The following is a 14,151-nucleotide window of genomic DNA, read 5'->3' as shown; positions in this document are numbered from 1 at the left end:
CAGAGATGATTTTAATGATTGACAATTATGATTCATTTACGTACAACTTGGTTCAATATTTGGGTGAGCTCGGGGAGGAACTGATCGTCAGACGGAATGACGAGATTACGATTGAGCAGATTGAAGAGCTGGGTCCGGACTTCTTAATGATTTCTCCCGGGCCGTGCAGTCCTGATGAAGCGGGGATCAGCCTCGAAGCCATCAAACATTTTGCCGGCAGTATTCCTATTTTCGGCGTATGTCTCGGGCATCAGTCGATTGCGCAAGTATTCGGCGGCGATGTCGTCAGAGCAGAGCGGCTCATGCACGGCAAAACGTCAGAAGTTATGCATGACGGACAGACGATTTTTAACGGCCTGCAAAATCCGCTGGTCGCCACCCGGTACCATTCACTTATTGTCAAAGCGGACACGCTGCCGGATTGTTTTACGGTATCCGCTCAAACCAAAGAAGGAGAAATTATGGCAATCCGCCATAATGAGCTGCCTGTTGAAGGTGTTCAGTTCCATCCGGAATCCATCATGACCTCCTTCGGCAAAGAGATGCTCAGAAACTTTATAGAGACACACCGCAAAAAGGAAGTATCGGTGTGATTATATATTTGAATGGTCAATATATAGAGGAGAAAGAAGCGGCGCTTTCTCCTTTTGACCATGGTTATCTGTACGGGATCGGCGCGTTCGAAACGTTCAGGCTTTACAGCGGCCGGCCGTTTCTGCCGGATGCGCATGTCGCCAGGCTCAACAGGGCGCTTCGGGATCTGCAGATTGCATATGAGGTGAACAAACAGGAGCTGCTTGATATGCTTCGGAGACTGTTGCTCCTCAATGACATAAAGGACGGCAGCGCGCGTGTCCGGCTTAACATCTCGGCAGGCGTCAGCGATAAGGGATTTGCCGCGCAGACTTATGAAAAGCCGACCGTTCTTTGTTTCGTCAACCGGCTCAATCCGGAAACTCTGCCTGTTCAAAAAGAAGGCAGGCTTCTCTCTGTCCGGAGAAATACGCCTGAAGGACATTTCCGGTTAAAATCCCATCACTATTTAAACAACATGTACGCTAAACGGGAGATCGGGAATGATCCCAATCTTGAAGGGATTTTCCTGACCGGAGAAGGAGATGTCGCGGAAGGCATTGTCTCCAACGTGTTTTGGCGAAAAGGAGACAAGGTCTTTACGCCATCTTTGGATACGGGAATTCTCGATGGGGTAACAAGACAGTTTGTCATTGATGAATTGAAACGGCAGGGGACAGAAGTCACCGAAGGCCGATTCCGTTTTCAATCAATGCTTGAAGCGGATGAAGCTTGGTTGACAAACTCCGTGCTTGAAATCATCCCGTTTTCTAAAATAGAGGAAGTGCCGCTGCCCGGAATGAGCGGAAAAACGGTGCAATTGCTCCGTAAGCAGTATCAGCAGGAAATAAACAAAATGAATGTACAGGAGGAGGAACAAAATGGCGCAGCAAACAATTGAACAGCCTAAACTGATTCATACAAAAAAAGGCGCTCTGTCCTATAAAGAGAAGACGCTCGTTATGGGGATATTAAATGTAACGCCAGACTCCTTCTCTGACGGCGGCAAATACGACAGTACGGAAAGGGCGCTTCTGCATGCGGCGAAGATGGCTGAAGAAGGGGCGCATATCATAGATATCGGCGGCGAATCGACAAGGCCCGGCGCATCACTCGTGTCGGCTGATGAGGAAATGTCACGAGTCATCCCCGTCATAGAACGGATCACAAGCGAGCTGGACATTCCGCTTTCAATCGATACGTACAAAGCGTCCGTGGCAGACGAAGCGGTCAAAGCGGGAGCCTCTATCCTTAATGACATCTGGGGGGCGAAAGGTGACCCTGACATGGCGTCAGTAGCCGCCGCACACGGGGTTCCGATTATCTTAATGCATAATCGTATGGAAAGAAACTACAACGATCTTATTCCTGATATGCTTGCAGACTTGATGGAAAGCGTAAAAATTGCCGCAGAAGCCGGCGTCACAGATGAAAACATGATTCTGGATCCGGGGATCGGCTTTGCGAAAAACTATGAGGACAATCTGGCTGTCATGAACAAGCTGGAGGTGTTCAGCGGGTTAGGTTATCCGCTGCTCCTGGCCACATCGAGAAAAAGGTTCATCGGCCGTGTGCTTGACCTTCCCCCTGAAGAACGTGCCGAGGGAACGGGAGCGACAGTATGCCTTGGCGTCCAAAAAGGCTGCGACATTGTGAGGGTGCACGATGTCAAAGAGATCGCCAGAATGACTAAGATGATGGATGCTATGCTGAACAAAGGAGGCGCACATTATGGATAAAGTATATGTGGAAGGTATGGAGTTTTACGGATATCACGGCGTGTTCGAAGAAGAAAACAAACTCGGCCAGCGCTTCAAAGTAGACCTGACTGCCGAACTGGATTTGAGCAAAGCGGGAAAAACGGATGACCTTTCTTATACCATTAACTATGCGGAATTGTACAGTGTCTGCCGCGGCATCGTTGAGGGCGAGCCCGTTAATTTGGTCGAGACTCTTGCGGAACGGATCGCAGACACCGTCCTTGAGAAATTTGAGCCGGTGCGGCAATGTACGGTAAAGGTTGTTAAGCCTGACCCGCCGATTCCCGGCCATTATAAATCAGTAGCCATAGAAATGACGAGAAAGAAATCATGAACAATACGGCATATATCGGCCTCGGTTCCAATATGGGCGACCGTGAACATTATTTGCGCCAGGCAGTTGCCATGCTCAGCCGGCATCATGGCGTGACGGTGTCAAAGGTGTCCTCCATATATGAAACAGATCCCGTGGGTTATGAGGATCAAGATCAGTTTCTCAATATGGCGGTTGAAGTGAAAACGTCGTTATCTCCTTTTGAACTTCTTGATGTAACGCAGAGCATTGAAGCTGAATTAGGCAGAACGAGAGAGATTCGCTGGGGACCGCGGACGGCAGACCTTGACATTTTGCTGTATAATCGTGAAAATATTGAAACAGAGCGGCTGATTGTTCCGCATCCGAGAATGTATGAGCGCTTATTTGTCCTTGCGCCGTTAAAAGAAATATGTCCGCAGGCGGATCATATCACGATAAGCGCTGAAACAAACCAAGAAGGTGTAAGAGTATGGAAGCAGAAATCTGGGGTAGGCGAATTCGTGCATTCAGAAAGCTGAAAGGTTATACTCAAGAAGGATTTGCAAAAGCATTAGGTATATCAGTTTCTATTGTCGGTGAAATTGAACGCGGAAACCGATTGCCGTCAGATGCCATCATTCAAGATGCGGCAGATGTTTTAAATATAAGTGCGGACGAATTGGCCCCGCCTGAAAAATAGACAGATGAAAGGAGGGGAAAAATGTTTAAAATCGGTGATATTCAATTGAAAAACCGGGTTGTGCTTGCCCCTATGGCCGGTGTCTGCAACTCAGCGTTCAGATTGACTGTAAAGGAATTCGGAGCCGGATTGGTATGCGCTGAAATGGTCAGTGACAAAGCGATACTTTACAACAACGCAAGAACAATGGGGATGCTTTACATTGATGAACGTGAAAAACCGCTCAGCCTTCAGATTTTTGGAGGAAAAAAGGAAACCCTTGTGGAAGCGGCGAAGTTTGTAGATCAAAACACGACTGCTGATATTATTGATATTAACATGGGATGTCCCGTACCAAAGATTACAAAATGTGATGCGGGCGCCAAATGGCTTCTCGATCCTGATAAGATTTATGAAATGGTATCCGCAGTAGTAGATGCTGTTGATAAGCCGGTTACAGTGAAGATGAGAATGGGTTGGGATGAAGATCACATTTATGCGGTGAAAAACGCCCAAGCCGTTGAACGTGCCGGCGGAAAAGCCGTTGCCCTTCACGGCCGCACAAGAGTGCAAATGTATGAAGGCACTGCGAACTGGGATATCATTAAAGAAGTGAAGCAATCCGTCTCCATTCCCGTCATCGGAAACGGTGATGTCAAAACGCCTCAGGACGCGAAACGCATGCTTGAGGAAACAGGAGTTGACGGCGTCATGATCGGCCGGGCCGCACTCGGCAACCCGTGGATGATTTACCGTACGGTGCAGTACCTTGAAACCGGTGAGTTAAAAGACGAGCCGAAAGTCCGTGAAAAAATGTCGGTATGCAAACTGCACTTAGACCGCCTGATTAAGTTAAAAGGCGAAAATGTGGCAGTCAGAGAAATGAGAAAACACGCTGCCTGGTATCTGAAAGGTGTCAGAGGCAATGCGAATGTACGCAATGAAATTAACCAATGTGAGACGCGTGAAGAATTTGTGCAGCTTTTAGATGCATTTACCGCCGAAGCAGAGGCAAAAGAGCTTCAAGATGCAAAAGTAGGTTAATAATACACCCTCTATTGCTGCTCACTGCCAGCTTACCGCTGGCAGTTTTTCTGCTTTTTCGTGAAATCAAAATGTAACGGAGTGATACCAATGAGTCAAGAAGAGCAAAATCATGAGGAATTGAACGACCAGCTGCAAGTCAGACGAGATAAAATGAACCAACTGAGAGAAAACGGCATTGACCCTTTCGGCGAACGTTTCGAGAGAACGCATCAATCTCAACAGATCATAGAAGCCTACCAGGAGCTTTCTAAAGAAGAACTGGAAGAAAAAGCGATCGAAGTGACCATTGCAGGCCGTATGATGACAAAGCGCGGAAAAGGGAAAGCCGGCTTTGCGCATCTGCAGGACTTAGAAGGTCAAATTCAAATTTACGTAAGAAAAGACAGTGTCGGCGAAGAACAATATGAAATCTTTAAATCTTCAGACCTCGGAGACGTTATCGGCATCACGGGGAAAGTTTTCAAAACAAACGTAGGCGAGCTTTCTGTCAAAGCGACATCTTTTGAACTGCTGACAAAAGCACTGCGTCCTCTTCCTGATAAATATCATGGGTTAAAAGACGTTGAACAGCGTTACCGCCAGCGCTATCTCGATCTCATCGTAAACCCTGACAGCAAACAAACGTTTATCACACGCAGCAAAATCATCCAAGCGATGAGAAGATACTTAGATGACCATGGATACTTAGAAGTTGAAACACCTACGATGCACAGCATACCGGGAGGAGCGTCTGCACGCCCGTTCATCACGCACCATAACGCGCTCGACATGCCTCTTTATATGCGTATTGCGATTGAACTGCACCTGAAACGCCTGATTGTCGGCGGATTGGAAAAAGTCTACGAAATCGGCCGCGTGTTCCGTAACGAAGGTGTTTCTACACGCCACAATCCTGAATTCACGATGATCGAGCTGTATGAAGCGTACGCCGATTATAAAGATATTATGAGTCTTACGGAAAACCTCGTAGCACATATTGCGCAGGAAGTGCTTGGAAGCACCACAATCCAGTACGGCGAAGAGCAGATTGATCTGAAACCTGAGTGGAAACGACTCCACATGGTAGATGCGGTCAAAGAAGCGACAGGCGTAGATTTCTGGAATGAGATGACTGTTGAAGAAGCACGCGGTCATGCAAAAGAGCATGGTATCGAGATCACAAACTCAATGACGGTGGGTCATATCATCAATGAATTCTTCGAACAAAAAATTGAAGAAACACTCATTCAGCCTACATTTATTTACGGCCACCCTGTAGAGATTTCTCCTCTTGCTAAGAAAAATCCGGAGGACCCTCGCTTTACAGACCGTTTTGAGCTGTTTATCGTCGGCCGTGAGCACGCTAATGCGTTTACGGAGCTGAATGACCCTATTGACCAGAGGGAACGCTTTGAAGCGCAATTAAAAGAAAGAGAAGAAGGAAACGATGAAGCGCATATGATGGATGAAGACTTCGTTGAAGCTCTTGAATACGGCATGCCGCCGACCGGAGGATTGGGTATCGGTATCGACCGCCTTGTCATGCTGTTAACAAATGCTCCGTCTATCAGAGACGTTTTATTATTCCCTCAAATGAGACAACGCTAATAAAAGGGAAGGCGCCGTTTCTGCTTATCGCAGTACGGCGCTTTTTTAGAAACAAGCCGCTCGTAAAACTTTTTTGATTTTCTTTTAAAAAACTATTGCACTATTATTTGTGAGGTGGTATATTATTATTCGTTGCCGCTAAACAAGGCGCTGACGAAAAAGGAAATTCAAAAAAAGTTGTTGACTTCAAGAGATTGATAAGATATAATAATAAAGTCGCTTGAACGAAAGACAAAATGATCTTTGAAAACTAAACAAGACAAAACGTACCTGTTAATTCAAAGTTTTAAATAAATCGCACAGCGATGTGCGTAGTCAGTCAAACTACTTTATCGGAGAGTTTGATCCTGGCTCAGGACGAACGCTGGCGGCGTGCCTAATACATGCAAGTCGAGCGGACAGATGGGAGCTTGCTCCCTGATGTTAGCGGCGGACGGGTGAGTAACACGTGGGTAACCTGCCTGTAAGACTGGGATAACTCCGGGAAACCGGGGCTAATACCGGATGGTTGTTTGAACCGCATGGTTCAGACATAAAAGGTGGCTTCGGCTACCACTTACAGATGGACCCGCGGCGCATTAGCTAGTTGGTGAGGTAACGGCTCACCAAGGCGACGATGCGTAGCCGACCTGAGAGGGTGATCGGCCACACTGGGACTGAGACACGGCCCAGACTCCTACGGGAGGCAGCAGTAGGGAATCTTCCGCAATGGACGAAAGTCTGACGGAGCAACGCCGCGTGAGTGATGAAGGTTTTCGGATCGTAAAGCTCTGTTGTTAGGGAAGAACAAGTGCCGTTCAAATAGGGCGGCACCTTGACGGTACCTAACCAGAAAGCCACGGCTAACTACGTGCCAGCAGCCGCGGTAATACGTAGGTGGCAAGCGTTGTCCGGAATTATTGGGCGTAAAGGGCTCGCAGGCGGTTTCTTAAGTCTGATGTGAAAGCCCCCGGCTCAACCGGGGAGGGTCATTGGAAACTGGGGAACTTGAGTGCAGAAGAGGAGAGTGGAATTCCACGTGTAGCGGTGAAATGCGTAGAGATGTGGAGGAACACCAGTGGCGAAGGCGACTCTCTGGTCTGTAACTGACGCTGAGGAGCGAAAGCGTGGGGAGCGAACAGGATTAGATACCCTGGTAGTCCACGCCGTAAACGATGAGTGCTAAGTGTTAGGGGGTTTCCGCCCCTTAGTGCTCGCAGACTAACGCATTAAGCACTCCGCCTGGGGAGTACGGTCGCAAGACTGAAACTCAAAGGAATTGACGGGGGCCCGCACAAGCGGTGGAGCATGTGGTTTAATTCGAAGCAACGCGAAGAACCTTACCAGGTCTTGACATCCTCTGACAATCCTAGAGATAGGACGTCCCCTTCGGGGGCAGAGTGACAGGTGGTGCATGGTTGTCGTCAGCTCGTGTCGTGAGATGTTGGGTTAAGTCCCGCAACGAGCGCAACCCTTGATCTTAGTTGCCAGCATTCAGTTGGGCACTCTAAGGTGACTGCCGGTGACAAACCGGAGGAAGGTGGGGATGACGTCAAATCATCATGCCCCTTATGACCTGGGCTACACACGTGCTACAATGGACAGAACAAAGGGCAGCGAAACCGCGAGGTTAAGCCAATCCCACAAATCTGTTCTCAGTTCGGATCGCAGTCTGCAACTCGACTGCGTGAAGCTGGAATCGCTAGTAATCGCGGATCAGCATGCCGCGGTGAATACGTTCCCGGGCCTTGTACACACCGCCCGTCACACCACGAGAGTTTGTAACACCCGAAGTCGGTGAGGTAACCTTTATGGAGCCAGCCGCCGAAGGTGGGACAGATGATTGGGGTGAAGTCGTAACAAGGTAGCCGTATCGGAAGGTGCGGCTGGATCACCTCCTTTCTAAGGATTTTAACGGAATATAAGACCTTGGGTCTTATAAACAGAACGTTCTCTGTCTTGTTTAGTTTTGAAGGATCATTCCTTCAAAACATAGGAACACCTGCTAAATGCGCCACTTCCTGTGGCAACGCATGTGTTAGCATGTCCTATGCGTTGTTCTTTGAAAACTAGATAACAGAAGTAATTCACATTCAATTAGTAATGCAAGATATCACGTAGTGATTCTTTTTAACGGTTAAGTTAGAAAGGGCGCACGGTGGATGCCTTGGCACTAGGAGCCGATGAAGGACGGGACGAACACCGATATGCTTCGGGGAGCTGTAAGCAAGCTTTGATCCGGAGATTTCCGAATGGGGAAACCCACCACTCGTAATGGAGTGGTATCCATATCTGAATACATAGGATATGAGAAGGCAGACCCGGGGAACTGAAACATCTAAGTACCCGGAGGAAGAGAAAGCAAATGCGATTCCCTGAGTAGCGGCGAGCGAAACGGGACCAGCCCAAACCAAGAGGCTTGCCTCTTGGGGTTGTAGGACACTCTGTACGGAGTTACAAAGGAACGAGGTAGATGAAGAGGTCTGGAAAGGCCCGCCATAGGAGGTAACAGCCCTGTAGTCAAAACTTCGTTCTCTCCTGAGTGGATCCTGAGTACGGCGGAACACGTGAAATTCCGTCGGAATCCGGGAGGACCATCTCCCAAGGCTAAATACTCCCTAGTGACCGATAGTGAACCAGTACCGTGAGGGAAAGGTGAAAAGCACCCCGGAAGGGGAGTGAAAGAGATCCTGAAACCGTGTGCCTACAAGTAGTCAGAGCCCGTTAACGGGTGATGGCGTGCCTTTTGTAGAATGAACCGGCGAGTTACGATCCCGTGCAAGGTTAAGCAGAAGATGCGGAGCCGCGCCGAAAGCGAGTCTGAATAGGGCGAATTGAGTACGTGGTCGTAGACCCGAAACCAGGTGATCTACCCATGTCCAGGGTGAAGTTCAGGTAACACTGAATGGAGGCCCGAACCCACGCACGTTGAAAAGTGCGGGGATGAGGTGTGGGTAGGGGTGAAATGCCAATCGAACCTGGAGATAGCTGGTTCTCTCCGAAATAGCTTTAGGGCTAGCCTCAAGGTAAGAGTCTCGGAGGTAGAGCACTGATTGGACTAGGGGCCCCTACCGGGTTACCGAATTCAGTCAAACTCCGAATGCCGATGACTTATCCTTGGGAGTCAGACTGCGAGTGATAAGATCCGTAGTCGAAAGGGAAACAGCCCAGACCGCCAGCTAAGGTCCCAAAGTATACGTTAAGTGGAAAAGGATGTGGAGTTGCTTAGACAACCAGGATGTTGGCTTAGAAGCAGCCACCATTTAAAGAGTGCGTAATAGCTCACTGGTCGAGTGACTCTGCGCCGAAAATGTACCGGGGCTAAACGTATCACCGAAGCTGCGGACTGTTCTTCGAACAGTGGTAGGAGAGCGTTCTAAGGGCTGTGAAGCAAGACCGGAAGGACTTGTGGAGCGCTTAGAAGTGAGAATGCCGGTATGAGTAGCGAAAGAGGGGTGAGAATCCCCTCCACCGAATGCCTAAGGTTTCCTGAGGAAGGCTCGTCCGCTCAGGGTTAGTCGGGACCTAAGCCGAGGCCGAAAGGCGTAGGCGATGGATAACAGGTTGATATTCCTGTACCACCTCCTCACCATTTGAGCAATGGGGGGACGCAGGAGGATAGGGTAAGCGCGGTATTGGATATCCGCGTCCAAGCAGTTAGGCTGGGAAATAGGCAAATCCGTTTCCCGTGAAGGCTGAGCTGTGATGGCGAGCGAATTATAGTAGCGAAGTTCCTGATTCCACACTGCCAAGAAAAGCCTCTAGCGAGGTGAGAGGTGCCCGTACCGCAAACCGACACAGGTAGGCGAGGAGAGAATCCTAAGGTGATCGAGAGAACTCTCGTTAAGGAACTCGGCAAAATGACCCCGTAACTTCGGGAGAAGGGGTGCTCTGTTAGGGTGCAAGCCCGAGAGAGCCGCAGTGAATAGGCCCAGGCGACTGTTTAGCAAAAACACAGGTCTCTGCGAAGCCGTAAGGCGAAGTATAGGGGCTGACGCCTGCCCGGTGCTGGAAGGTTAAGAGGAGCGCTTAGCGTAAGCGAAGGTGCGAATTGAAGCCCCAGTAAACGGCGGCCGTAACTATAACGGTCCTAAGGTAGCGAAATTCCTTGTCGGGTAAGTTCCGACCCGCACGAAAGGCGCAACGATCTGGGCACTGTCTCAACGAGAGACTCGGTGAAATTATAGTACCTGTGAAGATGCAGGTTACCCGCGACAGGACGGAAAGACCCCGTGGAGCTTTACTGCGACCTCGATATTGAATGTTGGTACAGCTTGTACAGGATAGGTAGGAGCCTTGGAAACCGGAGCGCCAGCTTCGGTGGAGGCATCGGTGGGATACTACCCTGGCTGTATTGACCTTCTAACCCGCCGCCCTTATCGGGCGGGGAGACAGTGTCAGGTGGGCAGTTTGACTGGGGCGGTCGCCTCCTAAAAGGTAACGGAGGCGCCCAAAGGTTCCCTCAGAATGGTTGGAAATCATTCGCAGAGTGTAAAGGCACAAGGGAGCTTGACTGCGAGACCTACAAGTCGAGCAGGGACGAAAGTCGGGCTTAGTGATCCGGTGGTTCCGCATGGAAGGGCCATCGCTCAACGGATAAAAGCTACCCCGGGGATAACAGGCTTATCTCCCCCAAGAGTCCACATCGACGGGGAGGTTTGGCACCTCGATGTCGGCTCATCGCATCCTGGGGCTGTAGTCGGTCCCAAGGGTTGGGCTGTTCGCCCATTAAAGCGGTACGCGAGCTGGGTTCAGAACGTCGTGAGACAGTTCGGTCCCTATCCGTCGCGGGCGCAGGAAATTTGAGAGGAGCTGTCCTTAGTACGAGAGGACCGGGATGGACGCACCGCTGGTGTACCAGTTGTTCTGCCAAGGGCATCGCTGGGTAGCTATGTGCGGACGGGATAAGTGCTGAAAGCATCTAAGCATGAAGCCCCCCTCAAGATGAGATTTCCCATTCCGCAAGGAAGTAAGATCCCTGAAAGATGATCAGGTTGATAGGTCTGAGGTGGAAGTGTGGCGACACATGGAGCTGACAGATACTAATCGATCGAGGACTTAACCAATTTGAATGTATGCTTACTGTTATCTAGTTTTGAGAGAACACTCTCAATGGTTTGGTGGCGATAGCGAAGAGGTCACACCCGTTCCCATGCCGAACACGGAAGTTAAGCTCTTCAGCGCCGATGGTAGTCGGGGGTTTCCCCCTGTGAGAGTAGGACGCCGCCAAGCTATTACACGCAAGTGTAATATACGGAGGATTAGCTCAGCTGGGAGAGCATCTGCCTTACAAGCAGAGGGTCGGCGGTTCGAGCCCGTCATCCTCCACCATATTTGCCGGCCTAGCTCAATTGGTAGAGCAACTGACTTGTAATCAGTAGGTTGGGGGTTCAAGTCCTCTGGCCGGCACCATTTTTGGACAAGACAATAACACAAGTCTTTTAAAAAGAGCCATTAGCTCAGTTGGTAGAGCATCTGACTTTTAATCAGAGGGTCGAAGGTTCGAGTCCTTCATGGCTCACCATGTTACGCGGGTGTGGCGGAATTGGCAGACGCGCTAGACTTAGGATCTAGTGTCTTATGACGTGGGGGTTCAAGTCCCTTCACCCGCATTATACAGGATAGTTATCCTGTATGCGGAAGTAGTTCAGTGGTAGAACACCACCTTGCCAAGGTGGGGGTCGCGGGTTCGAATCCCGTCTTCCGCTCCAACTATACCATCCACGCCGGGGTGGTGGAATTGGCAGACACACAGGACTTAAAATCCTGCGGTAGGTGACTACCGTGCCGGTTCAAGTCCGGCCCTCGGCATTCATTATTATGCGCCCGTAGCTCAATTGGATAGAGCGTTTGACTACGGATCAAAAGGTTAGGGGTTCGACTCCTCTCGGGCGCGCCATAATATTTTTAAAAATCGGGAAGTAGCTCAGCTTGGTAGAGCACATGGTTTGGGACCATGGGGTCGCAGGTTCGAATCCTGTCTTCCCGACCACTTCGGGGCCTTAGCTCAGCTGGGAGAGCGCCTGCTTTGCACGCAGGAGGTCAGCGGTTCGATCCCGCTAGGCTCCACCATTTATAAAAAACATGTTGACTTTAAGAGAAACTTATTATATACTTAAAAAGTTGCTTGAGAAAGTGAACAAAATGATCTTTGAAAACTAAACAAGACAAAACGTACCTGTTAATTCAAAGTTTTAAATAAATCGCACAGCGATGTGCGTAGTCAGTCAAACTACTTTATCGGAGAGTTTGATCCTGGCTCAGGACGAACGCTGGCGGCGTGCCTAATACATGCAAGTCGAGCGGACAGATGGGAGCTTGCTCCCTGATGTTAGCGGCGGACGGGTGAGTAACACGTGGGTAACCTGCCTGTAAGACTGGGATAACTCCGGGAAACCGGGGCTAATACCGGATGGTTGTTTGAACCGCATGGTTCAGACATAAAAGGTGGCTTCGGCTACCACTTACAGATGGACCCGCGGCGCATTAGCTAGTTGGTGAGGTAACGGCTCACCAAGGCGACGATGCGTAGCCGACCTGAGAGGGTGATCGGCCACACTGGGACTGAGACACGGCCCAGACTCCTACGGGAGGCAGCAGTAGGGAATCTTCCGCAATGGACGAAAGTCTGACGGAGCAACGCCGCGTGAGTGATGAAGGTTTTCGGATCGTAAAGCTCTGTTGTTAGGGAAGAACAAGTGCCGTTCAAATAGGGCGGCACCTTGACGGTACCTAACCAGAAAGCCACGGCTAACTACGTGCCAGCAGCCGCGGTAATACGTAGGTGGCAAGCGTTGTCCGGAATTATTGGGCGTAAAGGGCTCGCAGGCGGTTTCTTAAGTCTGATGTGAAAGCCCCCGGCTCAACCGGGGAGGGTCATTGGAAACTGGGGAACTTGAGTGCAGAAGAGGAGAGTGGAATTCCACGTGTAGCGGTGAAATGCGTAGAGATGTGGAGGAACACCAGTGGCGAAGGCGACTCTCTGGTCTGTAACTGACGCTGAGGAGCGAAAGCGTGGGGAGCGAACAGGATTAGATACCCTGGTAGTCCACGCCGTAAACGATGAGTGCTAAGTGTTAGGGGGTTTCCGCCCCTTAGTGCTCGCGACTAACGCATTAAGCACTCCGCCTGGGGAGTACGGTCGCAAGACTGAAACTCAAAGGAATTGACGGGGGCCCGCACAAGCGGTGGAGCATGTGGTTTAATTCGAAGCAACGCGAAGAACCTTACCAGGTCTTGACATCCTCTGACAATCCTAGAGATAGGACGTCCCCTTCGGGGGCAGAGTGACAGGTGGTGCATGGTTGTCGTCAGCTCGTGTCGTGAGATGTTGGGTTAAGTCCCGCAACGAGCGCAACCCTTGATCTTAGTTGCCAGCATTCAGTTGGGCACTCTAAGGTGACTGCCGGTGACAAACCGGAGGAAGGTGGGGATGACGTCAAATCATCATGCCCCTTATGACCTGGGCTACACACGTGCTACAATGGACAGAACAAAGGGCAGCGAAACCGCGAGGTTAAGCCAATCCCACAAATCTGTTCTCAGTTCGGATCGCAGTCTGCAACTCGACTGCGTGAAGCTGGAATCGCTAGTAATCGCGGATCAGCATGCCGCGGTGAATACGTTCCCGGGCCTTGTACACACCGCCCGTCACACCACGAGAGTTTGTAACACCCGAAGTCGGTGAGGTAACCTTTATGGAGCCAGCCGCCGAAGGTGGGACAGATGATTGGGGTGAAGTCGTAACAAGGTAGCCGTATCGGAAGGTGCGGCTGGATCACCTCCTTTCTAAGGATTTTAACGGAATATAAGACCTTGGGTCTTATAAACAGAACGTTCCCTGTCTTGTTTAGTTTTGAAGGATCATTCGATTCTTCGAGATGTTGTTCTTTGAAAACTAGATAACAGAAGTAATTCACATTCAATTAGTAATGCAAGATATCACGTAGTGATTCTTTTTAACGGTTAAGTTAGAAAGGGCGCACGGTGGATGCCTTGGCACTAGGAGCCGATGAAGGACGGGACGAACACCGATATGCTTCGGGGAGCTGTAAGCAAGCTTTGATCCGGAGATTTCCGAATGGGGAAACCCACCACTCGTAATGGAGTGGTATCCATATCTGAATACATAGGATATGAGAAGGCAGACCCGGGGAACTGAAACATCTAAGTACCCGGAGGAAGAGAAAGCAAATGCGATTCCCTGAGTAGCGGCGAGCGAAACGGGACCA

At 50.0% G+C, this 14,151-nt stretch carries 8 protein-coding genes, 9 tRNA genes and 5 rRNA genes (1 of these 22 cut by a window edge); all 22 read left to right on the top strand.

The features are described 5' to 3' along the window. Nucleotides 1–5: 5 nt before the first annotated feature. The gene (gene pabA / locus MJQ52_RS11105) at nt 6–593 is read left to right on the top strand and encodes an aminodeoxychorismate/anthranilate synthase component II (RefSeq protein WP_003150674.1); all 588 of its coding nucleotides are present in this window, start codon (nt 6–8) and stop codon (nt 591–593) included. Then, entirely contained in the window at nt 590–1,474 is an 885-nt protein-coding gene (gene pabC, locus MJQ52_RS11100) for an aminodeoxychorismate lyase (protein WP_094247302.1), read from the top strand. The genes pabA and pabC overlap by 4 nt, the downstream gene beginning before the upstream one ends. Beyond that, nucleotides 1,455–2,312 (top strand): dihydropteroate synthase, encoded by an 858-nt coding sequence (gene folP / locus MJQ52_RS11095; RefSeq protein WP_003150672.1) that lies wholly within the window; start codon nt 1,455–1,457, stop codon nt 2,310–2,312. Before pabC ends, folP begins: the two co-directional genes overlap by 20 nt. Continuing rightward, nucleotides 2,305–2,667: a dihydroneopterin aldolase gene (folB, locus tag MJQ52_RS11090; protein ID WP_094247301.1), complete on the top strand. Its 363-nt coding sequence runs from the start codon at nt 2,305–2,307 to the stop codon at nt 2,665–2,667. The genes folP and folB overlap by 8 nt, the downstream gene beginning before the upstream one ends. Further along, nucleotides 2,664–3,167: a 2-amino-4-hydroxy-6-hydroxymethyldihydropteridine diphosphokinase gene (gene folK / locus MJQ52_RS11085; RefSeq protein WP_007409947.1), complete on the top strand. Its 504-nt coding sequence runs from the start codon at nt 2,664–2,666 to the stop codon at nt 3,165–3,167. Before folB ends, folK begins: the two co-directional genes overlap by 4 nt. Then, complete coding sequence (locus tag MJQ52_RS11080; RefSeq protein ID WP_003150668.1) at nt 3,119–3,328, top strand: helix-turn-helix domain-containing protein; 210 nt, start codon at nt 3,119–3,121, stop codon at nt 3,326–3,328. Before folK ends, MJQ52_RS11080 begins: the two co-directional genes overlap by 49 nt. 21 nt (nt 3,329–3,349) lie before the next feature. Next, on the top strand, nt 3,350–4,351 hold the full coding sequence (gene dusB / locus MJQ52_RS11075; RefSeq protein ID WP_014304210.1) for a tRNA dihydrouridine synthase DusB: 1,002 nt from the start codon (nt 3,350–3,352) through the stop codon (nt 4,349–4,351). Between the two features lie 90 nt (nt 4,352–4,441). Next, nucleotides 4,442–5,941 (top strand): lysine--tRNA ligase, encoded by a 1,500-nt coding sequence (gene lysS, locus MJQ52_RS11070; protein WP_014304211.1) that lies wholly within the window; start codon nt 4,442–4,444, stop codon nt 5,939–5,941. Nucleotides 5,942–6,270: 329 nt separating this feature from the next. Then, nucleotides 6,271–7,822: ribosomal RNA gene (locus MJQ52_RS11065) — 16S ribosomal RNA — on the top strand. A 233-nt stretch (nt 7,823–8,055) separates the two neighbouring features. Beyond that, nucleotides 8,056–10,986, top strand: a 23S ribosomal RNA gene (locus MJQ52_RS11060). Between the two features lie 50 nt (nt 10,987–11,036). Next, nucleotides 11,037–11,152: ribosomal RNA gene (gene rrf / locus MJQ52_RS11055) — 5S ribosomal RNA — on the top strand. A gap of 23 nt (nt 11,153–11,175) precedes the next feature. Beyond that, nucleotides 11,176–11,251, top strand: a tRNA-Val gene (locus MJQ52_RS11050). A gap of 5 nt (nt 11,252–11,256) precedes the next feature. Beyond that, nucleotides 11,257–11,332 (top strand) — tRNA-Thr (locus MJQ52_RS11045). Between the two features lie 36 nt (nt 11,333–11,368). Then, nucleotides 11,369–11,444, top strand: a tRNA-Lys gene (locus MJQ52_RS11040). A gap of 6 nt (nt 11,445–11,450) precedes the next feature. Then, nucleotides 11,451–11,532: transfer RNA gene (locus MJQ52_RS11035), tRNA-Leu, on the top strand. Nucleotides 11,533–11,556: 24 nt separating this feature from the next. Next, nucleotides 11,557–11,631: transfer RNA gene (locus tag MJQ52_RS11030), tRNA-Gly, on the top strand. Nucleotides 11,632–11,645: 14 nt separating this feature from the next. Continuing rightward, nucleotides 11,646–11,731: transfer RNA gene (locus MJQ52_RS11025), tRNA-Leu, on the top strand. An 11-nt stretch (nt 11,732–11,742) separates the two neighbouring features. Then, nucleotides 11,743–11,819, top strand: a tRNA-Arg gene (locus tag MJQ52_RS11020). 16 nt (nt 11,820–11,835) lie between these two features. After that, nucleotides 11,836–11,912: transfer RNA gene (locus MJQ52_RS11015), tRNA-Pro, on the top strand. A gap of 4 nt (nt 11,913–11,916) precedes the next feature. Further along, nucleotides 11,917–11,992, top strand: a tRNA-Ala gene (locus MJQ52_RS11010). Between the two features lie 165 nt (nt 11,993–12,157). Further along, a 16S ribosomal RNA gene (locus tag MJQ52_RS11005) occupies nt 12,158–13,708 on the top strand. Nucleotides 13,709–13,883: 175 nt separating this feature from the next. Further along, a 23S ribosomal RNA gene (locus MJQ52_RS11000) occupies nt 13,884–14,151 on the top strand (it continues 2,662 nt past the right edge of the window). Together the 16S, 23S and 5S rRNA genes with 9 tRNA genes alongside form the textbook arrangement of a ribosomal RNA operon.

The sequence above is a fragment of the Bacillus sp. jun7 genome (genome assembly GCF_051034795.1).
GTDB classification, from domain to species: domain Bacteria; phylum Bacillota; class Bacilli; order Bacillales; family Bacillaceae; genus Bacillus; species Bacillus velezensis.
Note: the sequence above shows the minus strand (reverse complement) of the source record. Positions and strands in the feature narration are given on the sequence as shown.